The sequence below is a fragment of the Pseudomonas rustica genome (assembly GCF_049959085.1).
GTDB classification, from domain to species: domain Bacteria; phylum Pseudomonadota; class Gammaproteobacteria; order Pseudomonadales; family Pseudomonadaceae; genus Aquipseudomonas; species Aquipseudomonas rustica.
Window position 1 is genome coordinate 4,232,333 of sequence record NZ_CP188200.1, and the last position, 25,489, is coordinate 4,257,821.

Below are 25,489 nucleotides of genomic sequence, written 5' to 3' on the forward strand. Positions count from 1 at the left end.
AGGCGCCAGGCTTTATTGACTCGGAATTGACTCAAGTTGTTGCAGAAGCAACGCAGCCTGCGTGCGGGTGCGCACATTCAGCTTGCGGAAGATCGCCGTGACGTGGGCCTTGATGGTCGCTTCCGACACACTCAATTCGTAAGCAATCTGCTTGTTCAACAGGCCTTCGCAGACCATGGTCAGTACGCGGAACTGCTGCGGCGTCAGGCTCGCGAGGCCATCGCTGGCGGCTTTGGCTTCGTCGGACACGGCGACTGCTTCGAACGCTTGCGGCGGCCAGAACACATCGCCATCAAGCACTTTGCGCACGGCTTGCTGAATCACGCTGAGGTCGCTGGATTTGGGAATAAAGCCACTGGCGCCGAATTCACGGGACTTGACCACCACAGAGGCTTCTTCCTGAGCCGACACCATCACCACCGGAATCTGCGGATACTGCCCGCGCAGCATGACCAACCCGGAAAACCCGAAAGCGCCGGGCATGTTCAGATCCAGCAGCACCAGATCCCAGTCAGATTTTTCGGTCAGGCGCGCTTCCAGTTCGGCGATGCTCGCCACCTCCACCAGTCGCACATCCGGGCCGAGGCCCAGCGTCACCGCTTGATGCAGGGCGCTACGAAACAGGGGGTGATCATCGGCAATCAGGATGTCGTATGTGGCCATTTTTCAAATGATCCTGTTTTTGATGGCAGACCCGATGCAGTCGGGTCTGGCCAAAGCAACTCAAGATGCCGCTTGCAAGCGGTATCCAAAGGGGCACGTTCAACGCCAATAACCAGCAAAGACGGCGTTTCAAACCTTGGCCGCACCCTAATCGGCGCCAAGCATGCCCAGCGAAGACTGGGTGGTCAAGCAGCAAGGCCGCCGGTAGCGACAGTATGGGCCACTATTGCGCCCACTCCGGCTGCGGCTTTCGTATATAGGGCAGCAACTCGGCGTGCGCGGGGGTGGATTCATTCATGTCGAGCTGTTGCTTGGCGCCGAGGTAATGCTGGCTGAACACATCGAAATAGGCGTCCAGCGCCGAGGCGGCATCCGCGTCGCCGGCCAGCTCCAGGCACAGCGCTGCGACTTCGGCGGTGCACAGGTGCTCGCTGCGGGTGGAACGGCGCAGGCGATAACGCGAGAGTTTGTCGGGCAGCAGGCTCAAGATCGGCAAGCGATCGAAATACGGGCTCTTGCGGAAAATTTTCCGCGCTTCCGTCCACGTCGCATCCAGCAGAATAAACAGCGGGCGCTTGCTGCTATCGGGCGCGACCGTGTTGGTCACCCGCGACGGCTCGACGTATTCGCCGGGAAACACCAGATACGGCTGCCATTGCGGGTCGTTGAGCAGCGCCAGCATCTGCGGATCGGGCTCAGTGCGCGACCAGATGAACGCATGGTTATCGCGCACGACATCGGCAATCAGCCAACCGGTGTTGCTTGGTTTGAACACTTCCTTGCCGGTCATGATCAGGCACACGCCTGAACGCGTTTCAACGCTCGGCCGCCAGGCGCACAGGCAATGGCTGATGATCACCCGGCAATCGCGGCAGCGCTCGGAGCGAAAGCCACGGGCCTGAATCGGCTTGATGCCTTCATCTTCGCGCTGGTCGCGCAAACGGGCGACGGCATTCGGGGCATGGTTCATCGCGGGCAACGCCGGCAGACAGGGAAACTCGACACGAACAGCACTCGGCAGGCAATAAAGGCCGGCAGTTTACCAGAGCAACGGGGACAAGCCTGTACCCTCCCGACCGGCTCCCCTATAATTCGGCGCCACTGAACGCACAGCCCCGAGGCTGGTCGAACCACCAGTCACCGAATCAGGAGAGTTTCATGCTGCGCCTTATCGTTCCCACCGCTGCCATTCTGCTGGCGTCGTCCTTCACCGCTCAGGCTGCATCCTTGAGTGAGCAGAATCTGAACCGCGAGCTGCGCAACGTCGCCGCCCAGAGCAGCGTCGGCACGCCACGCGCCATCAGTGAAGACATTCTTGATCAGGGTTTCACCGTTGAAGGCACCACGCTGATCAACCACCTGAGCGTACAGGCCAGTCATGCGCAGAAAATGCGTGCTGATCCCAAGGCTGTGTACTTTCAACTGGGCGCTTCGGTGTGCAACAACCCGGCCTTTCGCAAGCTGATGGCCAAAGGCGCGGTCATGCGTTACGACTTCACCGAAGTGAAAACCAACAAGGCGATCGGCTCCGCCAGCTATCAGGATTCGGATTGCCCGAAAACTGCCCCGGCGAAGAAGAAGTAATCATTGCGAATTCGCGCGCCGCTGTTCATCCTCGGCGCGCAATTCGGCCAGCAAGGCCTGAAGATACTGCGACGGATGCTCGCCACCCGCCAAACGCCGGCAGCATTCCTCTTCGAGACTGACCTGATGGGTCTCGGCAGATGCTTTCAACATTCGATACAACTGTGCATCGATCTCCAGAACCACTCTGGTCATGTCCCGCCTCCTGGCTACCCGCAAATCCTTCAAAAACGTGCACCTTGCGTACGGTTATTGCCGCAACGCTGTCGTAGGCGCCTGTAAGTTAGTTAATCAGAGGGTTTAGCGCGCGTTGCACGTTCGGACGAGCGGTGTGCCGAGCGAGTGAAAATCAATAAGCGGTTGCCAGTCAGAACGTTGCGGCGCAATGATCAAGTCAGCGCAATTGCACGCAAGGGTCTAAATTCAAAGTATTCCCGGTCATCTGTTAACGGCAGAAATGGAACTGCCGATCGTGTGTGTTTTTGCAGCGCGGCCCTGACGCCGCTCGTCAGGGCCACCCGCTCTGTGCAGAAGGAGACGTTGAATGCCTTACCAACCGAATGACCTGTTGAGTCGTCATTTTCAGGAAAGCGGCCCCGACCTCATCAGCCAGGTCGAAGCACAACTCAGCCGTGTTTCCCCCGACAGCCCAAACCTTCCCATTTACCGCGACATGATCCTGACCGTGCTGCGCATGGCTCAGGAAGACCACAATCGCTGGAACGCCAAGATCACCCTGCAAGCCCTGCGCGAACTGGAGCAAGCGTTTCGCGTGCTGGAGCAATTCAAGGGCCGACGTAAAGTCACTGTGTTCGGCTCGGCACGCACACCGGTCGAACATCCGCTGTATGCGCTGGCCCGAGAACTCGGCGCTCAACTGGCACGCTCCGAAATGATGGTCATCACTGGTGCCGGTGGCGGCATCATGGCCGCCGCCCACGAAGGTGCCGGCCTCGATCACAGCCTCGGCTTCAATATCACCCTGCCCTTCGAACAGCATGCCAATCCGACCGTCGACGGCACCGGCAATTTGCTGCCGTTCCACTTCTTCTTCACCCGTAAATTGTTCTTCGTCAAAGAGGCCGACGCGCTGGTGCTGTGCCCCGGGGGTTTCGGCACGCTGGATGAAGCACTGGAAGTGCTGACGTTGATCCAGACCGGGAAAAGTCCGCTGGTGCCGGTGGTATTGCTGGATGTGCCGGGCGGCACGTTCTGGCAGGGCGCGATGGATTTCATTCGCCAACAACTGGAGGAAAATCACTACATCCTGCCGACCGACATGAAACTGATGCGTCTGGTGTACACGGTCGAAGAGGCGGTGGAGCAGATCAACCAGTTCTACAGCAACTTCCACTCCAGCCGCTGGCTCAAGCGGCAGTTCGTAATTCGCATGAATCACAAGCTCAGCGAACAAGCGCTTGAGCATATGCAGGAGGCGTTTGCTGATTTGTGCCTCAGCGACCGCTTTCATCAGCACGCCTACAGCGGCGAGGAACACGACGAAGCGCAATACAGCCATCTGGCGCGACTGGCTTTCGCCTTCAATGCGCGTAATCAAGGGCGCTTGAGGGAACTGATCGACTACATCAACCTGCCGGAAAACTGGGCGCAGTCCAAACCGCACGCAGCGCAACGTACGCGTGAGCCGTCAAAGGCAATTTAAAGGCAAAAAAAAACGGCCCGCTATTTCCATAGCGGGCCGTTTTTATTGAGGCGTCTTAATCGTCAATCCCTCGACCGCTGAACAAGCGGTTGATCATCTCCATCGAGAAGCCCCGATACGCAAGGAACCGGCCTTGCTTGGCCCGTTCTTTCGCATCAATCGGCAAATGCCCGGAGAATTTGCGACGCCACGTTTCCTGAAGTTGCTCCTGCCAACTGATACCGCTTTCGCGCAGGGCGAGTTCGATATCGGCGCGTTGCAAACCGCGCTGGCTCAGTTCTTCACGAATCCGCAATGGGCCATAGCCGGAGCGGGCACGGTAGGAAACAAAGCTTTCAAGGTAACGGGCTTCGGAAAGCAGTCCCTCTTCCGTCAAACGGTCGAGGGCTATTTCGATCATCTCCGCCTCAGCGCCGCGCTGACGCAGTTTGCGCGTCAGCTCGACTCGACCGTGCTCGCGACGTGCGAGCAGATCCATGGCGGTTCGCCGCACCGCGACGAGGGTTTCGAGTACGACGGTGCTCATCGTTGCGATCAGATATCAGCGTCGGCCAGGTCGTCTTCGGTCTCTTTGACCGGCGAAGCCTTGGTGTCAGCCGCTGGGGTCAGCAGCTTGTCACGCAGTTGCTTCTCAAGCTTTTTCGCGACTTCCGGGTTGTCCGCCAGGAACTTGGCCGAGTTGGCCTTGCCCTGACCGATCTTGGTGCCTTCGTAGGCGTACCAGGCGCCAGACTTCTCGACGAAACCGTGCAGCACGCCCAGGTCGATCATCTCGCCGTTGAGGTAGATGCCCTTGCCGTAAAGAATCTGGAACTCGGCCTGACGGAACGGCGAAGCCACCTTGTTCTTCACAACCTTGACGCGGGTTTCGCTGCCGACCACTTCGTCGCCTTCCTTCACCGCGCCGGTACGGCGGATGTCGAGACGAACCGACGCGTAGAACTTCAGCGCGTTACCACCGGTGGTGGTTTCCGGGCTACCGAACATCACGCCGATCTTCATACGGATCTGGTTGATGAAGATCACCAAGCAGTTGGCGTTCTTGATGTTACCGGTGATTTTACGCAGCGCCTGGGACATCAGACGGGCTTGCAGGCCCACGTGCATGTCACCCATTTCGCCTTCGATCTCAGCCTTCGGTACCAGGGCTGCCACGGAGTCGACGATGATCACGTCAACGGCGTTGGAGCGCACCAGCATATCGGTGATTTCCAGTGCCTGTTCACCGGTGTCAGGCTGGGACACCAGTAGGTCGTCGACGTTGACGCCCAGTTTGCCGGCGTACTCAGGGTCGAGGGCGTGTTCGGCATCGACGAATGCGCAGGTCGCGCCAGCTTTCTGAGCCTGGGCAATCACGGACAGAGTCAGTGTGGTTTTACCGGAGGATTCAGGACCGTAGATTTCAACGATACGGCCTTTTGGCAGACCGCCAATGCCGAGCGCGATGTCCAGACCCAGAGAGCCAGTGGAGATAGCCGGGATCGCCTGACGGTCCTGATCGCCCATACGCATTACGGCACCCTTGCCGAATTGACGTTCGATCTGACCCAGGGCCGCAGCCAAGGCTTTCTTCTTGTTGTCGTCCATTAAAGTCCTCACGTAATCAATAAGGCCTGACGGCCAACACCTGTATAAGTAGCCAGTATTATTCCACAGCGTTCGCGGATCGCCTACCCCTGATTTTCGATTTCTCGTGCCGCTAGTCGCAGGAGCCCCTCTAGCGCGGCCTTCACCGTTTGTCGGCGGACTTCATCGCGGTTACCGGGGAAGTGTTGAACCTCACTGGTCACCGTCTCGCCAACGCCCCATGCCAGCCACACAGTGCCGACCGGCTTGTTCGGTGAACCACCGTCCGGCCCCGCCACACCGCTGACCGCCACGGCAAATCGCGCCAGACTTTTATCCTGCGCGCCACGCACCATCGCCTCGACCACCTCGGCACTGACCGCGCCTACCGTCTCGAACAACCCGGTGGGCACATTCAGTTGCTGGGTTTTCTGCCGGTTGGAATACGTCACGTAACCCGCTTCAAACCAGGCCGAGCTGCCGGAAATCCGCGTGATCGCCTCGGCGATGCCGCCACCGGTACACGACTCCGCAGTGGTGACATGGGCATTGAGCACTTGCAGGCGTCGGCCCAGTTCAGCAGCCAATTGGGTGATCTCTTTCACGGCGCACTCCGGATCGTGTGGAATGCCTCCACCGTACACGAGCCGGTTGCGCTTTCAAGACACAGAGTCATTCAAAATGTTCGGGCGCGAGCGCTCTGACATAGGCCTGACACGCCTGCAAGGCAATCAGTCCGCGGTCGCCGGTGTCGGTGATGGCGATAATTCGTTGAGCATGCGCCGGGTCAAGTCGGGCGCGTACGGCTGCATGATCCACGCCGCCGGGGCTGGCGGTGGCTGGCAGTTTGCAGCCTTGGGCAACATCGCCTGCGTCGAGGAGGACTGACAGGCGCACATCAGCAGTGGCAAGGCGATCGCGCAGGCGATCCTGATCACGTTGGGCATCGCTCAGTGCTCGATAGTGGGTTTGTTCACTGGTCGCGAGCCGTTGCTCGAGCGCCAGGCGTTTATCCTGCTCGGCCTGTTGCGCCGAGGCGGCGGCGAGATTCCGTTGATTCAGCGTTTCAATGTTTAAACGCGATTGCTCGGCGAGTTGGCGGCCGTAGCGCCAGTCCTGAAACTGCCAGGCCGCCACAAAAGCGCCGACGGCCAATAAGAGTAAGCCAATCATTCGCCAAGGGATTGGCATAGCACCGCCCTCGCCCGCGCCCAGATTTCCAGGCGATCCTGCAAGCCGTTCAACCCGCCGTTTATTCGCCGGGTGATGGTGTTGAACTGGTCGCGATCAGCCAGTTCGTTGAGGCCGTTCTGCTCCCAGAACCAAGCGGCAGATTCGGCCGCCCATTGCGGTTGTTCGAGCAGTTCTGGCAGCGACAGCAGGCGTTCATCGCCAAACAGACCGAGGCTGCACTGGCGATAGTTGCTGCGCCCGGTGATTTGGATAAGCCCACGCCCCCGATATTTTTGCCCGTCGCCGTCAGCTTCGGGCGTGTTACCCAAGCGCAAGGCCAGGGTGCCGGTGTCGTATTTACTCAGGTATTGGTTGTTGCCCAGTTCGCGTACGTACTGCAATTGCCCGGATTCGTGACCGACTTGCGCAAGAAACGCGGCGATGCGTTTGGGTGTGTCGATGCGCCGGCGAGCCATTGCGGTGTTGAGTGCAGAAACAAAAACGCCCGCTTGGGTGCGGGCGTTGGGCATGATGTTAGTTAAGTTGTTTTCGGTTATTTGCATAATGCTTGATCCTCCCTGGATATCCTTTGACTGATATCACGACTGACGGGAAATACCTGCCAGCCATTTTTTTGCGAGAGTTTTCAGAGGGCTCCCCGGCACCGCGTCCTCGACTGTTTCGCCGACTGGCAGCACCTCGCCGCCCGATAACAGCCATTGCTGATACGCGAGCCAATCACGGTTGTCGGGATCTTGCGGAATAAACGCGGAATCCTCCATGCGCAACACACCGCTTGCGGTCAGTTGATAAGTCATGAGTTTCAACCCCTATATTTCAGCGTCTGCTGTCCATTCCAGTTGCAAGGTCTGGCCTGGCGCACTGTTAACGGGTGTGACTGTGGCAAACGAGATACTGCGATCCGTAACACCTTGCAGTGTGGTGCCGGTGCAAGCCTTCATCATCGTCTGATTCCAGACCTGATTGCTGGTGTCAGCCGGGCAATAAGTAGTGACGGTCGGCTGAACTCTTTTCTGCACCAGAAAGCCGATCGTCATACCGTATTGGCCAGTGTTGCCCGCCGGAACTTGGGTGAACGTCGAAATACACGTGTTGGTTCCGTTATTCGCTTTGACGGGAAGTCCGCTCGCAAAAGACTTTTCGAAATAACGCTGACAAAGCATCAACTCGTCAACGACAGATCGCTGCTCAAAGGGAGTGGAAACCGGGCCCTCCTCCAGTTGAATCAAGGTCAGATCGACTGTTTGCATAACGTTCAACGGTAAATCAAACGACAGCGTCAGGCAGTCGTTGACCCCCTTCATTTTTCCGGCGATGGCAGGTACCTGGAACGTCGCGGTGTATCGGGTCCACGCCGTATTCAGCTGAAAAACATCCACCACCTTCACAACCGCTTCTGAACCTCCGGTACCAAACTGTTGAGCGACAGCCACTTTCAATGGCCGCGCCGCATCCGATCGGGCCCAGAACGTCAGGGTCGCGGTTTTGCCAGCAAGCGTTCTGACCGATTCAATGTTCTGATAAATCCGGTGAGTGGTAGCGCCCACCCCCGCGGTGATTTGCTGCCAGCGAAGGAAACAGGCGGGTTCGCCAGGCACTTCCGCTTGTCCAAGGGAGAAACTCTGACGGGTGATACTGACGCCCGCGTTGCCGTTCCAGTCGCAGCGAAAACGATCAGCAACATATCCGCCAATATTCGGCGCCTGATTGGAAGCCCCCCGCTGCCAGATATCAAACCCGCCATTGATCAACAGATTCCTGCGATACACCTGCATCGGAAACTGTTGCAGCGGATCCGGTTTCGACAACTCTTTGATTGCCAGCGCCAGTTGATTGGTCTGCTCCTCATCGGGAGTCAATCCGGCAGCCTTGATGGCGTTGAGAATCTCTTGAGTAACGCTGTTACCCCAACTGGCCGGAATCAGTGAACCGGGTGTACCTGCGATGGCATCTTCATCGACAAACTTACCGTTCTCCAGGCCTGAACCGGGAACGTTTTTTGGATAATCCATTTCAACATCCTTGCTGACTTAAAGCGCAGTCGCCAACCAGCGCGGCGCGACTGGTCGATGCTCGCTAAAGGGAAAGAAAGAGCCCTGCGGCCAGTCGCGTAGTGCACGCCGGTAGGTTTGCAGTTCGGTGTATTGATCGGTGGTTAGCGTGGTACCGCCACCGTCTTCGAGTTCATCACGATCGCGCGCTACCAGACCGTCAGTGGCAGCCAGTTGTGCAGTGCGCCAGTGACGTTCAGTTTCGGCTGCCTGATCCGCCGAAGGTGTTGGTGGATCAACCAGTATCGGATAACCGTTAGCTGAACTGACACCAACCGTCTTCGGCGTCACTGCCATATGCTGTAGCAGTGAGATCCAGTACGCCTGTGGGATTTCAATCACGTCTTCAGGAATGTCGGCCGAGTTGATACCCGGTACATAAACACCTAGTGTGCTGGCGCTGAACAAAACATTGTAGGCGTTCATTTAATAACCCTTTGCGAAGTAATTAATACGCCAGCCTGGCGATACCCCGTTAACTGCATCTCGCATTTTCAAGCGAATACTTTGTTTTTGCTCTGTTCCTCCCAAGACGATAACCATCGCTCCGCCAGTGCCGACGTGAGTAGCCACGCATGAGGAATATGCGTTGGGAAACGAAATCGGAAAGGTCACAAGAGCCTCACCGTTGGCATCCGTCATAACCGTTCCCCACTGATCGATATTGCCGCTGGCGTGTTTCTGATACCCGGGGTTACCGTTCAAACCGGACAGAAGCGCGGCGTACTTCAGACTCGCCGTCCCATGAACAGCCCAAATACCGCTCTCATTAACAATGGTCGCACTCTCGCCACTGTTCATGACGATCGAGGTCAGATAAGCACCTTGCGGGGTTATTTGCGCAGTGCCCGTGCATGCAATGGTGACGACCGCGTTACTCCGGCAATGCAACGAAAATGTCCCACCATTGGGCACAGTCTTGATATCGGGCAAGCTCACCGTATAAGGCGAGTTTCCACCTATACCAATCGTCCATCCCACATCCGCAACGGTCAGTTGTGTCGCGGCAGTGACGCTGCGTGCCCCGGCGTAGTTGCCCAACGAACGCTGCACAAACTCGGTTGTAGCCACCGAACGACTGACGTCAAATGGTGCCCGGGTCTGATACAGCTGCGCACTTCGAAGTGCAGTTAACAATTGCGTGTTTGAAGTTTCGCTGGGCGTCATTCCGGCGGCCTGTACAACCCCGAGAATTTCCTGGGTCACACCATTGCCCCAACTCGCCGGAATCAAGGACCCGGGAGATCCGGCAAGCGGATCCTCATCGACAAATTTGCCATTGACCAAGCCAGCACTGGGAACGCTGATTGGATAATCCATTGCATTTCTCCTTTGCGATGTTTCAGGTGTTCGCGATCGTGCCTGGCACGATTGGCCAAGTGATTTGCGCAGGGAAACCTGGCTGTTTCTCGATGCGGTTCAACTCCACGCTGTAGAGCTTCCATTCGAGCAATTGCAACTGCTCTTCATGGCTGGCATCACCGATATCCTCGGCGTATTGCAGCGGAGCAATTCGCAGAACGGCCTCACGAAGCAGTGCATCGCGCGCTTGCAGAGTCTGCTGTCTGGCACCGGCCAGTTGCGCCTGCTCATCAAGTTGCCAGGCGTTATCACCCCAGATATGGAAATCACCGGGCCAGGGCTGTGTGGTGAAGGTGTCAGGCAACTCGCCCAACTCATTCCAGTGTTGCTGCGCGCCGCCGTCCTTGCGATAAACCAGTCCCCGACGATCGATGACTTCCCGCGGTACGCCATTGATCAGCGCCCAGGTGCGGCCGGTTTCCGGTTCGGGCAATTCAAAGGACAGTTGCACGGCGTTGGCAGGAAGCTGAACGCCGATTCCGGGCGTGACGAAAAACTCGACAGGCCCGGACAATGCGCCCGAGCCGTCAAACAGATAATTGAACATGGGGAGCCTCAGATTAGTTTGATTCGACCGGGATAGGCGATGTTGCGCGGGCGGGATTTGAAGGTGTAAAGCACAGTGCTGGCCGTATCTCGCTGATAATTGGTGCCGTCCGGATAAACAGGACCACCATTGAGTAATCCTGAAACGAATTCGGCTTCTTCGCGCGTTTCAGCACCAAATCCGGTCAAGCTATCCGACCAGTAGGCACCCACAGCACCTCCGCCATTTGCACCTTGGGCGTAGGAATGAATCGAGCCTGATTGAGAGGTACCTGTTTGGCGACCTATGTCCACGCCCCGGCCTTCGTCCAGCACTCGCAAAAACTCACCCCTCCCCTCTGGCCCACGAAAGGTTGCTGCGCCATCGCCCGACGTCCACTTACCTTCGTTGCCAACGCGAGCAGCCTCGGTGCCGAGCATCCCCGATTGCTGCGCGTGATCCCAAAGCCACGGCCATTCGACACGCTTCATGACGGCGCCATTGAGCGCACCGTAACCACCGGGGATCAGCAAGACTGTCGTCTCGAAAAACGGTCGCCCCAACGGCGTGTTATCGAAGCGCCCAACCGGCCACCAACTCCCCGCGCCATCGCTGCGCAAATGCCACCAGTCACCACCACCCATCAACACTAAAAATGGATAGCCACTGGCCGAAAGGTGCGTGTGAAAACGAATCCGGTCGCTGCCGGCCGCTTGAACGACGAGTCGACTGCCGCTGTTGTCCACACGACGAACTATCACATCGCGCACACCCAATGGACCATCGGCCGCTGGCAACACAACAGTGACCGGCGCCGGACTGGCATCAATCAACACGAGACCAAGTTCCTGCTCGGTCAACGTCTTTGAAGCGGCTAGCCGGGTGATCACCGATCGCATCGGGCTGGCATTGCCGACAATCGATTGAATGGCTTTGAGCAGTTGCCGGGTGTCCGTCTCGGACGCAGCCATCCCGGCCGCATTGATCACATTCAGAATTTCTTGAGTAACGCTGTTACCCCACGCCGCCGGGATCAATGAACCCGGTTTGCCTGCCTCCGGGTCTTCATCGGCGAAACGGCCGTTGACCAGGCCGACACTGGGAACGGTTATTGGATAATCCATATTTCACGCCTTCCTAGTCATAATTGATATGCACCGTGGTATGCGCCGGCGCGCTGCGATGAATCAAACACTCCAGCGCCGAGCCCGGATTGACGCCGAAGCGCTCACCCCAGTAACTCGCGCCGAAACGCCGACCGAGCAGCAAGCGCCCGCCGGTGTTAAGCGTCCACATGAATTGCGCCTCCCACGTGCCCCAGCGCGCTGAACCAAAACGTGCGCGGCCCATGCGCGGTGCCTCGTGCTCGGTGATGGTTGCGTTGGGGTAACCCTGGCTTTTGGCGATTTCCAGGTAGTAACCGACGGCCTGGCTGCCGACCGCTAGCAAGCGCCGGCGAACAGCGAGGCGGCGGTCGTCGAACAACGGTTCGGCACCGAGGCAGGGGTCGGGCAGGTGCATCACCTGTTCCCAGTCCGGCACCAGTTCGCTGACGCCGGCCGGATCCATCTCGTTGAGCAGGTCGGCGGCGCGAGCATCGAGACGCGCCAGTTCGACCGCGACGCTTTGCAGGACTTCATCAAGTTCCGGCACGCGCTCCGGATCCCACGCCGGGCCGCTGGGCAGCAGCGCACGAAGCTGCGCCTGATATTGCGCGGCGGTTCTTATGCCCCCCATACGCAACCTCCGAAAGTGAGCAGCTCGCTTTTACCAGCACCGACATCGGTGGCCGGTGCAGTCAGTACGTGATCGAACTCGCCACCGGCACTGCTGATCGCTTCGCGGATGTGGCTGATCAGCAACGACACGCCGAGATCGGCCTCACGGTTATGCAAGTCGCGCAACTGCGCTTCGATGGCCGCACGAACGGCAGTGGTGTCCGGGTTGACGCTTTTGAATCGATAAACCACTGGCACCTGAACCGGGCTTTGCACATGCACTTCGGCGGTGACCGGGCGCAGCGGCTCGATGTAACCCTGAACCTCGGCCAATTGCTCATCGTTAGGCACGGGTTGCGGATCTTCGTCGCGCATGATGAATACCGTCACCGTGCCCGGCCCGAGCAAACCGCCACGGCACCACGCCCGCGTCACACCCGGCACTTCCAGCGCCCAGGTTTCATAATCACTGGCCGAGCCACCGTGAGGGATCACGCGATAGGAACGGATCACTCGCGAACGCAGCGACTCCAGACTCTCCCGCGCGACACCACCGCTGAGTCCCGGCGCCTGCACCACAAAACTACTACCGACAATGCCGGCAACCGGCTGCACCGGCGTCAATACGAGGCCCGCATCGGCATTACCGAGGCTGCCGGCGTCAAGCGCGGCGATGGTGGTGCTGTTGACACCGTTGGCCGTGACCCGCGCAGTGGTGACTTTGTAAGTACGGCCATCGTTGGTTTGCAGCAACGTATCGACGTCCAGAATCGCACCGGCCGTAGCGCTGAAGCTGACGCTGCCCGTGGCCACTTGCGCGGGTTTGCGCGGCTGGTTCAGACGCAACGCGGCGATGCGTTCCAGCGTCGATTCATCGGCTTTGTCGGGGAGGATCTGCTCGGCAATCCAGTCGAGATAACCGTACAGACCAAACGCGGCGCCGCCGAGGGTGCGGGCCAGCACTTGCGCATCGGACTGGCGCAGCGAATCGCCGGCCAGGTCGCTTTGGGTGCGCTTGATCAGCACCGGCAGCGAAGGGGTTTCAAACGGCATAGATCACCTGCCAACTGTTATCGGGGTTAATGTCCAGACGTTCGCCGTCGGCCAGGGTCAGCACCGTGCGCAGGTTCAGACGCTGGGCATCGAGGCGTTCGCTGAGGGTGTCGATGGCGCTGCAGTGGCCGTCGTCGATCAGCCATTGCAAGGCTTCGCGGGCATAGAATTCGGCGTCCATCTGGGTTTGTCGGGTCAGCTTGACCCGGCGCAACAGCCACAACCGCGAGCCGATACGATCGTCAGCGACGGTGGGAAAGCTGTCGCCCCACCAGCCGAATCGTTCTTCATCGTCGAGTGCGTCGTCATCGGCAGCGCGGCGCCAGGTGAACAGGCTGATAAGCACGGCGCGGGTCAGCGCGGCGTGGAGGTTTTGGCTGATAAACATCACTGGCCTCCTGCCGGCACACCGGTCTGGCCGCTGCCGGCTTGTACGCCGACGTGGACGTGTTTGATCTGGCTGATACCGCCAGCGAGCTGGTCACCGGTGGAGACGATTTTTCCGCTCTGATTGATCACCGGCGTGTCGAAATTCACCGCGCTGCTGGCGCGGATGTTCAGCGTGGCGGTTTCGATGTCGATGATCCGTCCGCGCTTGAAGTGGATCTTGTCGCCCTCGTCGGTGTAGATCGCCACTTCGCCGGCGGCCAGCGCTTGCAGGCGATAGCGGCGGTCGGCGATGACTAAAGCGATGGCGTGGGAACGGTCGCCGCCGATGAAGGTGACGACGCCTTCGGCACCGGCCAGTGGATGGCTGGTGAAGCCGTAGGGTTCGAAGTGTTCGAGGTCATCGTTGACTTCACCGGCGGTGAGGCGCATTTGCAGCGATTGCAGCTTGGCGGCCGAATTGGCGAGCACGACAGTGCCGCGCGCCAGCAGGCGTGTCATTAGGCTCATGTTGAATTCCTATGAGGCCCTAAAAGATCGCAGCCTTCGGCAGCTCCTACATTGGATCGGTGTGCATATGTAGGAGCTGCCGAAGGCTGCGATCTTTTAAGGAACAGTCAGGTTTTGGGGGGACTGGGATTGGCGTCGAAGGTATGCGGCGGGGCCACTTGCAGCGTGGTCACCGAGCCTTGTGCCGACAATGAATACGTCACTTTTGAAATGAGCATGTCGCCGTCAAAACCAAGCACCGGATCTTTCACTCGCACCAGCGTGTTGTGACGCCACAAATCGCCGTTGGCCTGACGCCAGCCCTGCACCTGATACGTGGTGGTTTGCGCGCGGCCCAGGCGGGTGGCGCTTTCCCATTGGGCACGCTGCTGCGCCAACTCAAAGGTCAGTTGCGTCCCCTCGTTAATCACCGTGGTGCGTCGACGCTTGAAGGTCAGATCAGCCGCCGTCGATTCAACTTCGCTGACCGCCGCTCCGCTCTTGGCATCAGAGCCTTTTTGCTGACCGATCACCCGGTATTCGGAGAACACCTGACTCTGATCCATCGCCGCATTGGCCGACAAAATATTCTTGCCCAGTTCCAGCGCATCACTGGCACGACCGCCGCTGCCGGGCTTGGCCAGCACCAGCCGGCCCTGCTCGTCATCGGTGGAAAAAACCCGCAACAACGAGAGCAAACGATCGATCGACTGAAACACCGTTTCACCCGGCACGATCGTGTGTTTGGCCAGCCGCGACGTCTCGGGAATTTCGTTCACGACCTTCAGCGAATACTCACTCGCCAAGGCCTCGACGATACTCAGCAAGGGTTGATCCTGCCATTGATTCGGCCGGTTGGCGGCTGCGCAATCGACCAGATCCTGTGTCTTGGAACTGCCTTCGATGCTCAGGCTGATCTGGCGTCCGTCATAACTGATCGGCGCTTTGAACACATAACCGGTGAGCACCAGATCCTTGCCGATTTTCACTTCGCAAGGGTCGCCGGGTTTGATCCGCTGATCCACAGTTTGTCCCGGCCACTGCCAAGTGATATCCAGTTTGAAGCTGCGAAACTGACGCTCCAGATCGGCGCTGATTTCGACGCTTTTCCAGCCGCCGTACTCCATGTCATTAACCGTCAGCGTGACGCGATTATCCATCTCGCTCATGGCTTACTCCCTGGAAACTTTCACGTCGTTGGGCGGCAGGTACAACGGATGAACAGTACCGTTGCGTTGGATCACTTCGGTAACGCGAGTGGCATCGGCAAACTGTTTGTAGGCCACCACCAGCGCCGGCAAACTTTCCTGAAACGACTTGCTGACCTGCCGCACACCGGACGATGCCACCGCTTTGAGGTGATTGATCAACGCCTCCTTCACATCGTTGATCGCCTGAAAATGTGCGGCCCCCGCTTTGTCCAGCATCGGATCAATCGCCGCGCTCACCGCTTCGCGCAGGGCCTGCATGTCATCACTGACGGGCACTTCCTGACGGGTCACCGGCGTGGTCGCCTGTTGGCCCACCGACGGTGTCGATTGCAGCTTCACCGGCGTGGTCGCCACCGGCATCGACGCCACCCATTGCGCGACTTTGACCAGCAGCGTGTCCTGCACCAGATCGGCCATGGCTTGCGCCGCCGCGTTGGTGTCCTTGCCGGTGGTGATCTTCGGCGCATCGGCTTTGCGAATCGCTTCGAGTTGTTGGGAGACATCGGCAATCACGCCACGGTAGCCCTCCTTCGCGAACGCTTTCAGCTCCTTGATATCGCCGAGCAAGCCTTTGAATTCCGCTGCCACTTCCTTGGGCAATTCCTTGACCGCTTTCACCAGCTCAGTGATCTGCTTGTACTGCGCGATCAGCGGTTTCAGCTGCTCTTTGATCACCTCGTAAACCCCGGTGAGGCTGTTGCGCAGATTGGCGATGCCGATCCGCGCAGCCTTGATCAGCGTCATCGCCTGTTCGAAACGCGCCACCGCAGAACCGAGCAGCGAGTCGGCTTTCACCAGCAGGACTTTCTGCGTACTGACAGTCGCCGTCGGAAACGGCAGCGGCTGATCGGGATAGAACTTCAGCGTGAACGTGACCATGCCGCCGTCCTGGCGGGTGTGGGTCATGTCGCATTCGCCGACCTTGACTTGCAGGCGTCCGAGCCACGGATGCACCAGCTCACCGCTGCCCGCCTCCAACGCCTTGAGCAACTTGTCACGTTGCTCCAGGCAATCGGCGCCGATGATGAACGCGGTGATGTCGTGGGTCTTGGCTTGTTGGCCGAGGTCTTCGAAAAACGGCAGGTCGCGCTGCGGGTATTCGTGCAACTGCCCCTTGCGACCGACCGGGGTTTTCGCCTGATCGATCCAGAAACCGACACCACGAAAGGATGCCGGCAATAAACGGTCACGCCAGTTCATTGGAACCTCCTGCCGACAGCGAGCGATAACCGATGCGCGACGACAGCGCCAGGCCTGGTTGATTGGTTTGTGGTTGATCGGTGCGCAGCCCCGGCGGCGCGTTGACGAAGCTGACGGTCAGGCCACCTTCGAGTTGCGTGCGGTTGTTGATTGCGCTTTGTTGGATCAGGGCGCTGGAGGATTGTGGCAACGAGCTGTTGAGGCCCGACGCGCTCGCCGTGCCTGCATCGTTGTTGCCGAAAAACGGCGCTGGCTGAGCGCTTTCGCCATCCGCACCGGGTTTGCCGGTGATCTTCGCGACGAACCCGGACAAGTTACCGCTGAGCAGTTCCCTGATCGGCCCGACGAGACTTTGCAACTTCGTCCAGAGTCCGGCGAACCAACCGAGCAGCGGTTCCCAGGCTTGCTGGATCGACTCCAGCGGCGACTGACTGAACAGGTTATTGAAAGCGTCCGTCACCGGTTGTGCATCTGAAGTCAACGATGCCCACAAGCCGGAAAAGTAACCTTTCAGACCTTCCCAATTAGCCGTCACCGCCGCCAGCGGCGAAAGGTTGAACATGTTTTGCAGATAGTTTTTCAACGTTTCCGCGCCCGCCCGCAGAACATCCCACAGCGCAGAAAAAACCGGCGCCAGTGGCTGCCAGACGCTTTCGATCATGGCGCTCGGCGACCAGGAAAAAACCGACTTCAATTGCTCCCACGCAGCGAGCGCGGTGCGGGTCAGATTGCCGATGGCCGTAGCGACGACGTTCTGCGCCGCATTCCAGATGCCCGACAGTTGCCCGTTCAGCGTGCTGTCGAACGTCGACTTGATCGACGTCCAGCCTGTCACGGCTTTATCGCGCATTTCACCGATGGCGGTGGAAACGACGTTTTGCGCAGCATTCCAGATGCCGCTTAATCGTCTGTTCAGCGTGCCGTCGAATGTCGATTTGATCGATGTCCAACCGCTCACGGCCCTGTCGCGCATTTCACCGATGGCGGTGGAAACGACGTTTTGCGCAGCATTCCAGATGCCGCTTAATCGTCTGTTCAGCGTGCCGTCGAATGTCGATTTGATCGATGTCCAACCGCTCACGGCGCTGTCGCGCATTTCACCGATGGCGGTGGAAACGACGTTTTGCGCAGCATTCCAAACGCCAGCCAGTTGCCCACTCAGCCTGCCGTCGAATGTTGATTTGATCGACGTCCAGCCAGTCACGGCTCGGTCGCGCATATCTGTGAGCGCCGAGGAAACAGCGCTTTGCGCAGAGCCCCATACGTCAGCCAGTCTTGCCGTTAATGAGCCGTCTAAGCTCGACTTGATCGAGTTCCAACCGGACATCGTCGCCGCCGACGCACGATTCCAGTAGCCGACGACAACTTCATCGGCGGATCGCCAAAGGGCAGACATTTTTTCCAATGGCGAGGTATAGAGTTTGGCTTTGAGTGAAGCCAGACCGGTCGCCGTATCGGCAGCCGCACGATCCCAAAAGCCAATGACGGCGTTGCTGGCCGAATCCCAGGTTTCGCCCATTGATGCACCAAACGCCCGCAGACCTGCGGACGCGCCTGCCGCCAGACCACTGACACCCGCAATGGCGTCGGCGGTCATTTCGTCCCACTTGGCGAGTGCATCGGCGCGTATCGCGGCATAACTTTGCTTCGCGTCGGTGACCATTTCGTCCCAACCCTTACGCACAGCTTCGACGCCGCGCCCGGTTGCATCGCTGATCGACTGCCAGGTTTTGCTGAAAAATCCCGAGATCGAAGCCCAGTTGTCAGTGATCAGTCGGGCACCGATCACGATGAGGGCCACCGCCCCCGCGATGAGGGCAGCAATCAGACCAATCGGTGAGGCCAGAATGCTCAGCACACCGACCAGTCCCATCGCCCCGACAGTGACCACAGTGAAAGCCACCGCAGCCGCCGCCAGCCCTTCGACCAGATACGGATTATTCGCGACGAACTCGCCGATCGAGGTAATCACCGGCGTCAGCGCGGTGACAATACTGTTGACCGCCGGCAACAACGCCTGGCCGATGTTCAGTGAAATCTTGTCCAGAGCTTCGTTGAATTTTGCCAGGTTGGCCGAGGTTTCCCCCTGCACCACCTTGGGCACTTTCAGGCCTTTGTTCGCCAGCACCTTTTTCGCCAGCGCATCCTGCGCCTCGATGGCTTTCTTGATGCCATCCTGAAACGGCTTGAGCAAGCCGCCCTCGGAAATGAACCCGGCGATGTCCAGCGGCGCAAGGCCGCTGTCTTCCATGCTTTTCTTGAATGCTGCGACCTTGCCGCGCAGCCCTTTCATTTCGGTCTCGACCTTCTCGGCGCCCTTGAGCACCACGAGCATATTGACCGTAACGGGGAAGGTCTGCGGGATCAGGCTTAATTGTGTATTAGCCATCACTGCACCTGCTGCATCGCATTGATCCGTTGCGCGTGCTCCAGCGATTCGCGGAGCACATCCAGTGGCCTGGCCATCATCTGTTCGGGGTCAACCTTCCAGAACCAAGCCAGGTCATAGGCGACTGCGATCAGGTCGGTGATGGCGCCGACGCCGCACTCATGAAAAAACTCGCAACGGCCCAGCTCAGCGCGTTGAGGTCGGCCAGATCCAGCTGGTTGACCGACGACGGCGGAATGCCGGCGCACACGGCGATGTATTTGGCCGCCACGTCCATGTCGAGGCTGACTTCTTCGCTCTTGTCGATCTTGTACGGCAGCGCCTTGATCGCTCGCACTTCCTGCACCGTCGGGCGGCGCAGAACGAGTTCGGTCAGGGGCTCGCCGTGAGCTTCGATCGCGACTTGAAGCTTCACGGCGCCGCTCATTGCCAGGTTCCTTTGATGCCTTCGAATTTCAGTTCGATAGCGGCGTCATCGCCTTTGGAGACTGGCTCTTCAACCAGATACGCACCGGCCAGCACGTAGACTTTGCCGTTGCTGAATTCACAGGTGACGGTCATGTCGACGCCTTCGATCAGTTGCTTGAGCGGGAAGTCCGGGGTGTGCAGCGCGGTCACTTTGAACGACGCTGCCACGTCGGTTTCCTTGTAAAAACCCGGCACGATGGTTTCGCGTTTAGTGGACATCAGCGGGGCTTCGCAGCCGCCGTTGATCGTCAGTTGTGCGCCGTCGACTTTGACGTAGCAGGTGCCTGCAATCAGTTGACCCATGGTGTTACTCCCTTGAATAAAAAAGCCCACGCGAGGTGGGCTGAATGCTTGCCGTCAAACGTGCGGATCAAGCCGCGTCGTCGTACTGCAGACGGAATTGGTTGAGCAGTGCGAACACGCGCAGACCGTTGATGTAATCCGGCGGGAACAACACGTTCACGCGGCTAGGATCCTGCACGTCGCGCTCGACGATCAGGTGCTCGGCGAACAGCTCGGCGTTCTCCACGTGGCCTTCCAGTTCGAGTTTGGCGTACTGCGCAATCAGCTCTCCGCGAATGGTGCTCGGCGTGACGATCGGCTGGCCGGCGCCGAAACGGGTGCCGTCGGAAGCCAGTTTGTGCCGACCGTATTTGCTGGTGATCACGCTTTGCAGACGGCGCACGATGAACGCCGACTGGTGCATGGTTTCGCTGTCCAGATAGGAGTTGTCGGCCTGGCCGTAAGCGTTTTTCTGGTAAGTAGTAATCGAGCGCTGGATGCGCACGTAGCCGCCTTCGTAGTACGCGGTGGCGATGCCGTAGTTGAGCAGCGACTGACGCTCGGTCAGGGTGAAGCGCTCGCTCGCCGGTGCCGGATCAACGCCCGGCAGGCTGCCGCTTTGCGTAGGACGGCTGGCGTCGGCGGAGATGAATACGGCGGTGCGTGCAGCCAATGCAGCGGCTTGTACCCAGAACGGTTGCGGAACGCCCGGCTCCAGCGCCTGAATGGTCATGTGCTGGTCGTTGCGCGCCTGGCCAGCGGCAACCAATGTGCCAACGGTGCCGCGCTTGGCGCTGTAGACGTGACCGAACAATTGCTTGGCCCACGACCAGCGACCGGTGCTGTCATCCATGACCGCTTGCCAAGTGTTGAGCGTCGACAGATCCGACCACGGCAAGGCGATGAATTCGAACGGCTCATCACCCAGTGCGGCGATGGCTTCGACCTGATCCGGCACACCGGCGCCGCCGGTCATGGCGGTGATTGCGGCGGTCAGACCGGCCGGAGTTTCTTCGCCGTTGCTCTTGCCCAGACGATTGAATTGCAGGCTGATGTCGTTGCCGCTGTCGCCCGTCCATTTGGCGTTCAGGGTGACCACACCTTCGGCAGCGGCAGCGCTCACCGGCAGATCGGCCGTGGCGTTGATTTTCTGCGCCAGCGCGGTGGCGGCCTGAGCGGCGGTAGCACCGTTGACCACGGTGGCTTGCACTCGCACACCGCCGACATACAGATTCAGCACGCCAGCCTGAGTGGCGGCGCCGGTCAGGGTCAGCACGCCTTTGGCGACCGCGCCTTCAGCGTTGTGCAGCGGCAGGCACCAGATCTCGCCGATCGGGTCAGCCTTGCGGAAGGTCTCGTACATCGCGGCGAGCATCGAGCCCTGACCGCCGATGCTTTTGGCCAGCGCAACGCTGGAGACCAACACCAGTTTGCCGACCTCGGTCGGCGCAATGTTGTCGTTGACCTGAGCGACGATCAAACGACGCAGGGTCGAGCTCGCGCTATTGGCGGCCGAATTGTCCATTTCGGCATAGAACAGCGGTACACGAATGTCCGCGGGGATGTTGCTGAATCCGATCGCCATTATTTGGCTCCCTTTTGTTTAGCGGTTGCGGTTTTGAGGGTGATATCGCCGTCGGCCAGACGTCGGCGCCACCAGGCGCTGTCCAGCACTTCACGGCCTTCCAGCGGCAGCAGATCGCCCGCCTCCGGGTCAGGTACGACGCGGCCGGCGGCCGGCAGTACGGTGATGCGATTGCTCATGGGGTTACGTCTCCAGAGAAAGTCATTTCCACGCGCCCATCGGGGCCCGGGCGTTTCAGATTGGGGTCGGCCGGGTCGATCGCATCGACCCGCACGGTGGCCCCGGTGAAGGACGACAAACCGTCCAGTTCGCGTTCGTGCCAACTCTCCGCAGGCTGACTCGGCAGATTGCGGCCGAGCTGGAACTTGGCAAAAAAACGCAGCCGGTAAAACGCCCGGCTGCTGTTGATCGACAGCAGTTCACCGCCGTCGTAGACGATGGCGCTGTAGTCGGTATCGGGCTTGAAACCCACCAGCGCACGCCACAGTTCGGCGCGCAGGTCGTGCAACAGATCCAGCGCTTTTGTAGGGTCGCTGGCGTCGAGCGCCAGAACGATTTCAAAGCGGTCGCGGATTGGTTGGGTGGTGAGGTTTTGTGCGGTGCTGTTGCTGGCCAGATCAGCCAGCGGCAGCACGTGGGCCGAAGGTGTCGGCAGATCGGCATTGCCCTGCAAGAACGCCAGATCGATACCCACCGAAATGTGATTGGCCAGGCTTGGGCATTGCGCACGCAATTGCGTGAGGATCGGGGTGATCTTCATGGGGGTGTTCCAAATTATGAAACTGACCACAGGTCACTGTAGGAGTGAGCCTGCTCGCGATTGCGGTGGATCAGTTAGATGAAGTTCGACTGTGGCACCGCTAGCGCGAGCAGGCTCACTCCTACAAGGGATTTGCGGCGTTTTCAGGTCAGTCTTAAGCAGCGACTTCAGGACTGAGGCGCTGTAGAAAATGCAGAATTACTGCGGATCGCGCGGCGGAATTTCGCAGACGCCAATCCGCTTGGCCGCCCAGCGTTCATAAAGTCCGATCGCCACATCGGCCCCGGCCATCGCAGTCAGGCAACCAAAAGCGCCAGCCGCCCAGATCGACATGCCAGCGGCATACAGCAGCATGATCGCCGAGACACCGCAGATCATGCAGGCGCCGGAGCGCAGGGCCAGGCGGCGCATCAGCGACCAGCCACGGGCGCCCTCTTTGTCAGCGCGCCACATTTCGCCGGACACCCCGCCCACCACGGCAAGGAGGATGACCAGCCAGATCGGCATGTCTGCCAATGCTTGTTGCTCGTTTGTCATGTCACGCCTCCTTGAGGATTTGATGGGTGAAAAGTGTTTGATTTAAGAGAGCGCAGGACTGGATAGAGCACGCGCAAAAAAGCTCGTCAGTTAATTTACTTCGAGCTTTTCTAATCTACGAGTTAAGGACATTCGGTTGTCAGCGCCTCATTGCAGAGGCGGGGAATTCTTTTTGCTCAATCGATGACGTATAACGACAGGTAAATGCCGAAAGAGCAAATACGTGGACAGCACCATCACATTCAGTAAAAACATAACACCGCATGAGAACAGAATGTAGGCGATCGGATTGCGACCAAATAAAGACAGGGGCGCGCGAGCATGAGCCAGATCAGTTTCGCGCATATAAAGCATCCAAAAAACCAAAATCATCAGAAGCACCCAACCCGCCAACAAAGACATCATCTTGAAAAGAGAGCTCTCCTCATACTCGGCATCTTCGAACAATGAGTTCTTCACAACCAGACAAGTAAACAAAACAGAAAAAAATGGAGACAACCATCCTATATAATTAACCACAGTACTGGACAGGGTATAAAATCTTGAAGAAATAAAACCAGCCCCTGTCAGCCAATAGCCGTCGACTATTGACCGGGGCAGTGAAAACATTCCGCTGCGTGCATCGTCAGAAATAAAGAACGCAAAAACAAACAAAGGCGCCCAGGACAGCAAGAGCAAGACCACCGGAATTTTCATTTTAATGAAGCGTTTACCTGAAACTCTCACGACTCCCCCTTGTTATTGACCAGTGCCCTCGGCGCGAAAACACCGAGGGCAAATTCCGGTCTAACAGACTTCGCTAGTCCGGCATAATGCTATTTAAAAAAATAGCCATTGATTTCATCAACTTTCGCCGCGTCAATGTACGCAGAGATTAATGCCATCAGCACTGCAACTGCTGGAATGGAAACGATAGCAGGGATACCGAAGAGCGCCAAAACCACGGCCAACAATGCTCCCGCTGCAGACGCGGCAGCAGTGCCGACCGCCATCGATTCGATTTCGAGACCCAACGGTTTCCAGTCACCGGTCTCATAACCAGAAACTGCTTTCTGTCGAATAGCTTCTCCCTGAACAATCTTCCCAACCACGCCGAAGGCTTTACCCAGTCGCGTCAAATTGGCTGCAAAAGTGGCTTTATCCAGTGCCTTCAGAGCATCGGCGACGGCTTTGGAATCCTGGCCACTGAGCTTTGCCCGCGGATTGCTGCGAACCGTTTCAAATGTCGCCATGGCGTCGTTGTAGCTGCGGATTTTCTTCCCGGAAATATTGCTCTGAAGATCACGGGCAACCTTACTCATACGCTCGCCGTATTTAGTCAGAATCTCCTCATTGGTGTCTGCCAGAAAGCTCAGACCATCCTTCAAAGACTCTGCCTCCAGATAGGCTTGCGCGGTATTAAGCGCAGGCAGTCTGCCCTCCAGGCTGTTTATTTCCCGCGTGATGACGTCGGCACGATACGCCGTACTGATCAATGAAAGTTCGTGCTCGAAAGCAGCATCGGAAGGCAATTTTCCGTCCCTTGCCCGTTCGAGGAAACCCTTCAGATCGCTATTTTTGAAATCCACGCCGGGATACTGCGACAGCGCGAAATTCAAAGCCTTCAAGGAATCGTACTTGCGCTGCGACAGCACATTGACGACAGCCAATGCACGGCTGACCCACTCACCAGCCGTTTGCTGCGGGAGAGGTCCTATCCTTGCGTTTTCGGCATCAAGTTCGGACTGCACTTTGGGTTCGACAGCCGCGACATCAGCGTTGTATTGATTGACGATGGGATTGCGTCGCGCAGTCAGCTTTTCGCCCCAGGCACGAATCTCTGCCCACATGGTGGCTTCTTTTACGGCAGCCTGGTTCTCCGTCAGTTGCAAAGCATCAAGAAAACGAAGAACAGACGTGTATTGGGTGTTCAACGCCGTGACCGTATCGGCATGCAACTTTGCTGAATAGGCTGCACGATAGGAACGCTCCCATGCCTTCAACGAGTCGGCATACTGAATCTTGCCTTTTTCAAAATTATTAAACGCCTTGAGTGCGATTTCATTTTGCGTTTTTGGTAACGGGTCACTGCCGAAGAAACTATTCGCCGTAGCGGCATCCGCCTGATAGGCCGCTGCCTTACGTGTGACAAGTGTCTGGCGGACGGACATCTCGCGTTTTACCGCTTCGACGGGAGGTAGACTATTAGTTCCAAATTCCAGTCGCGTCGCCGCCAGTTGAGCTTCAATGGATGCTGCCAACGCCTGCGAGTCCGCGGCATACTGATCTTGCACTGGCTTCAGAATCGCATTGGTAAATGCAACCGTATAGGAGATGGAGGTGTTGAGCCGCCCCATCACCGTGCTCATTTGATGCGAAGTAAATACCGGCATACCGACATAATTACCAGGAATGAAGTTGTAACCACCGCCATTGCCCCAGTCTCGAACAGGGTCATATTTGTTATCAGGGTATACAAAACTTGTATCAAGCAGAATTGGACCAGCCATGACAATCTCCGAATATCTTGTGCAAACATGCACTTGATGAAGTCGAGCATGTATTACTCAACTTCCGCTCTCTGGCGCTGTTCGAGACTCATCGGTCTTCATGTTATTCAAGGTTCCACAGCGTGGACACTTGATTTGTATTTCGCTATACCGTCCCGCCCGGGCCAGAAGCTTGTTGCACTTTCCACATCTGCATTCCGTTAGCATGTGCAAGTCCCTTTGTTTGTGCATGGTGTCATGCCAATCGCACCTGCTACCTGCGACCCGCCATCTCTCATGCTGTCCCATAGATGGAATTTCAACAGTCCGACC

Annotated in this window: 32 protein-coding genes; 2 read left to right on the forward strand and 30 right to left on the reverse strand. The window is 58.2% G+C overall.

Annotated elements, in window-relative coordinates:
* Positions 1-12: 12 nt before the first annotated feature.
* Positions 13-663 carry a response regulator transcription factor ErdR gene (gene erdR / locus ACP3TY_RS19210; protein WP_053117733.1) on the reverse strand — a complete coding sequence of 217 codons (651 nt, stop codon included), beginning with the start codon at positions 661-663 and terminating at the stop codon, positions 13-15.
* A gap of 223 nt (positions 664-886) precedes the next feature.
* Entirely contained in the window at positions 887-1,633 is a 747-nt protein-coding gene (locus ACP3TY_RS19215; protein WP_426618221.1) for a tRNA-uridine aminocarboxypropyltransferase, read from the reverse strand.
* A gap of 188 nt (positions 1,634-1,821) precedes the next feature.
* On the opposite strand from ACP3TY_RS19215, the gene ACP3TY_RS19220 reads away from it, so the two are divergent.
* Complete coding sequence (locus ACP3TY_RS19220) at positions 1,822-2,247, forward strand: PA3611 family quorum-sensing-regulated virulence factor (RefSeq protein ID WP_053117728.1); 426 nt, start codon at positions 1,822-1,824, stop codon at positions 2,245-2,247.
* Here ACP3TY_RS19220 and ACP3TY_RS19225 read toward each other — a convergent pair whose 3' ends face one another.
* Positions 2,248-2,442: a hypothetical protein gene (locus ACP3TY_RS19225; RefSeq protein ID WP_426618222.1), complete on the reverse strand. Its 195-nt coding sequence runs from the start codon at positions 2,440-2,442 to the stop codon at positions 2,248-2,250.
* A gap of 349 nt (positions 2,443-2,791) precedes the next feature.
* On the opposite strand from ACP3TY_RS19225, the gene ACP3TY_RS19230 reads away from it, so the two are divergent.
* Positions 2,792-3,910, forward strand: a complete 1,119-nt coding sequence (locus ACP3TY_RS19230) for a TIGR00730 family Rossman fold protein (RefSeq protein WP_426618223.1) — start codon at positions 2,792-2,794, stop codon at positions 3,908-3,910.
* Between the two features lie 55 nt (positions 3,911-3,965).
* Here the strand turns inward: ACP3TY_RS19230 and recX are convergent, their stop codons facing one another.
* The 27 genes from recX to ACP3TY_RS19365 form a co-directional block, all read right to left on the reverse strand.
* Positions 3,966-4,436: a recombination regulator RecX gene (gene recX, locus ACP3TY_RS19235; RefSeq protein ID WP_426618224.1), complete on the reverse strand. Its 471-nt coding sequence runs from the start codon at positions 4,434-4,436 to the stop codon at positions 3,966-3,968.
* An 8-nt stretch (positions 4,437-4,444) separates the two neighbouring features.
* Positions 4,445-5,497, reverse strand: a complete 1,053-nt coding sequence (recA, locus tag ACP3TY_RS19240) for a recombinase RecA (RefSeq protein WP_212549572.1) — start codon at positions 5,495-5,497, stop codon at positions 4,445-4,447.
* An 83-nt stretch (positions 5,498-5,580) separates the two neighbouring features.
* Positions 5,581-6,081, reverse strand: coding sequence for a CinA family protein (locus ACP3TY_RS19245; RefSeq protein WP_426618225.1), 501 nt, complete (start codon positions 6,079-6,081; stop codon positions 5,581-5,583).
* A gap of 67 nt (positions 6,082-6,148) precedes the next feature.
* Complete coding sequence (locus ACP3TY_RS19250; RefSeq protein WP_426618226.1) at positions 6,149-6,667, reverse strand: lysis system i-spanin subunit Rz; 519 nt, start codon at positions 6,665-6,667, stop codon at positions 6,149-6,151.
* Complete coding sequence (locus ACP3TY_RS19255) at positions 6,646-7,212, reverse strand: glycoside hydrolase family 19 protein (protein ID WP_426618227.1); 567 nt, start codon at positions 7,210-7,212, stop codon at positions 6,646-6,648. Before ACP3TY_RS19255 ends, ACP3TY_RS19250 begins: the two co-directional genes overlap by 22 nt.
* A gap of 36 nt (positions 7,213-7,248) precedes the next feature.
* Positions 7,249-7,467 (reverse strand): hypothetical protein, encoded by a 219-nt coding sequence (locus ACP3TY_RS19260; protein WP_212549576.1) that lies wholly within the window; start codon positions 7,465-7,467, stop codon positions 7,249-7,251.
* A gap of 12 nt (positions 7,468-7,479) precedes the next feature.
* Positions 7,480-8,682, reverse strand: a complete 1,203-nt coding sequence (locus tag ACP3TY_RS19265) for a carbohydrate-binding protein CenC (RefSeq protein WP_426618228.1) — start codon at positions 8,680-8,682, stop codon at positions 7,480-7,482.
* Positions 8,683-8,700: 18 nt separating this feature from the next.
* The gene (locus ACP3TY_RS19270; RefSeq protein WP_426618229.1) at positions 8,701-9,147 is read right to left on the reverse strand and encodes a phage tail assembly chaperone; all 447 of its coding nucleotides are present in this window, start codon (positions 9,145-9,147) and stop codon (positions 8,701-8,703) included.
* On the reverse strand, positions 9,148-10,041 hold the full coding sequence (locus ACP3TY_RS19275) for a gp53-like domain-containing protein (RefSeq protein ID WP_426618230.1): 894 nt from the start codon (positions 10,039-10,041) through the stop codon (positions 9,148-9,150).
* Positions 10,042-10,063: 22 nt separating this feature from the next.
* Complete coding sequence (locus ACP3TY_RS19280) at positions 10,064-10,630, reverse strand: tail fiber assembly protein (protein ID WP_426618231.1); 567 nt, start codon at positions 10,628-10,630, stop codon at positions 10,064-10,066.
* Positions 10,631-10,638: 8 nt separating this feature from the next.
* Positions 10,639-11,733 carry a phage tail protein gene (locus ACP3TY_RS19285; RefSeq protein ID WP_426618232.1) on the reverse strand — a complete coding sequence of 365 codons (1,095 nt, stop codon included), beginning with the start codon at positions 11,731-11,733 and terminating at the stop codon, positions 10,639-10,641.
* A 13-nt stretch (positions 11,734-11,746) separates the two neighbouring features.
* Positions 11,747-12,346, reverse strand: coding sequence for a YmfQ family protein (locus tag ACP3TY_RS19290; protein WP_426618233.1), 600 nt, complete (start codon positions 12,344-12,346; stop codon positions 11,747-11,749).
* A complete protein-coding gene (locus tag ACP3TY_RS19295) occupies positions 12,334-13,380 on the reverse strand; it encodes a baseplate J/gp47 family protein (protein WP_426618234.1) in 1,047 nt (348 codons plus the stop codon). Before ACP3TY_RS19295 ends, ACP3TY_RS19290 begins: the two co-directional genes overlap by 13 nt.
* Positions 13,370-13,768 carry a phage GP46 family protein gene (locus tag ACP3TY_RS19300; RefSeq protein ID WP_426618235.1) on the reverse strand — a complete coding sequence of 133 codons (399 nt, stop codon included), beginning with the start codon at positions 13,766-13,768 and terminating at the stop codon, positions 13,370-13,372. The genes ACP3TY_RS19295 and ACP3TY_RS19300 overlap by 11 nt, the downstream gene beginning before the upstream one ends.
* The gene (locus ACP3TY_RS19305) at positions 13,768-14,277 is read right to left on the reverse strand and encodes a phage baseplate assembly protein V (RefSeq protein WP_053117691.1); all 510 of its coding nucleotides are present in this window, start codon (positions 14,275-14,277) and stop codon (positions 13,768-13,770) included. The genes ACP3TY_RS19300 and ACP3TY_RS19305 overlap by 1 nt, the downstream gene beginning before the upstream one ends.
* A gap of 107 nt (positions 14,278-14,384) precedes the next feature.
* Positions 14,385-15,425 carry a phage baseplate assembly protein gene (locus tag ACP3TY_RS19310; protein WP_426618236.1) on the reverse strand — a complete coding sequence of 347 codons (1,041 nt, stop codon included), beginning with the start codon at positions 15,423-15,425 and terminating at the stop codon, positions 14,385-14,387.
* 3 nt (positions 15,426-15,428) lie between these two features.
* A complete protein-coding gene (locus ACP3TY_RS19315; protein ID WP_400755255.1) occupies positions 15,429-16,667 on the reverse strand; it encodes a DNA circularization protein in 1,239 nt (412 codons plus the stop codon).
* Positions 16,654-19,056 (reverse strand): hypothetical protein, encoded by a 2,403-nt coding sequence (locus tag ACP3TY_RS19320; RefSeq protein WP_426618237.1) that lies wholly within the window; start codon positions 19,054-19,056, stop codon positions 16,654-16,656. Before ACP3TY_RS19320 ends, ACP3TY_RS19315 begins: the two co-directional genes overlap by 14 nt.
* Before the next feature lie 130 nt (positions 19,057-19,186).
* Positions 19,187-19,483 carry a phage tail assembly protein gene (locus ACP3TY_RS19325; RefSeq protein ID WP_007908778.1) on the reverse strand — a complete coding sequence of 99 codons (297 nt, stop codon included), beginning with the start codon at positions 19,481-19,483 and terminating at the stop codon, positions 19,187-19,189.
* Positions 19,480-19,827, reverse strand: coding sequence for a phage tail tube protein (locus ACP3TY_RS19330; protein ID WP_053117683.1), 348 nt, complete (start codon positions 19,825-19,827; stop codon positions 19,480-19,482). The genes ACP3TY_RS19325 and ACP3TY_RS19330 overlap by 4 nt, the downstream gene beginning before the upstream one ends.
* Before the next feature lie 67 nt (positions 19,828-19,894).
* Complete coding sequence (locus tag ACP3TY_RS19335) at positions 19,895-21,391, reverse strand: phage tail sheath subtilisin-like domain-containing protein (protein ID WP_053117681.1); 1,497 nt, start codon at positions 21,389-21,391, stop codon at positions 19,895-19,897.
* Positions 21,391-21,570, reverse strand: a complete 180-nt coding sequence (locus ACP3TY_RS19340; RefSeq protein WP_053117680.1) for a DUF2635 domain-containing protein — start codon at positions 21,568-21,570, stop codon at positions 21,391-21,393. The genes ACP3TY_RS19335 and ACP3TY_RS19340 overlap by 1 nt, the downstream gene beginning before the upstream one ends.
* Entirely contained in the window at positions 21,567-22,151 is a 585-nt protein-coding gene (locus ACP3TY_RS19345; RefSeq protein ID WP_426618238.1) for a phage tail terminator protein, read from the reverse strand. The genes ACP3TY_RS19340 and ACP3TY_RS19345 overlap by 4 nt, the downstream gene beginning before the upstream one ends.
* 198 nt (positions 22,152-22,349) lie before the next feature.
* Entirely contained in the window at positions 22,350-22,688 is a 339-nt protein-coding gene (locus tag ACP3TY_RS19350; protein ID WP_053117676.1) for a phage holin family protein, read from the reverse strand.
* A 147-nt stretch (positions 22,689-22,835) separates the two neighbouring features.
* The gene (locus tag ACP3TY_RS19355) at positions 22,836-23,414 is read right to left on the reverse strand and encodes a hypothetical protein (RefSeq protein ID WP_426618239.1); all 579 of its coding nucleotides are present in this window, start codon (positions 23,412-23,414) and stop codon (positions 22,836-22,838) included.
* A gap of 89 nt (positions 23,415-23,503) precedes the next feature.
* Positions 23,504-25,177: a colicin-like pore-forming protein gene (locus ACP3TY_RS19360; RefSeq protein ID WP_400649096.1), complete on the reverse strand. Its 1,674-nt coding sequence runs from the start codon at positions 25,175-25,177 to the stop codon at positions 23,504-23,506.
* 57 nt (positions 25,178-25,234) lie between these two features.
* On the reverse strand, positions 25,235-25,390 hold the full coding sequence (locus ACP3TY_RS19365) for a Com family DNA-binding transcriptional regulator (protein ID WP_371925983.1): 156 nt from the start codon (positions 25,388-25,390) through the stop codon (positions 25,235-25,237).
* Between the last annotated feature and the right edge of the window lie 99 nt (positions 25,391-25,489).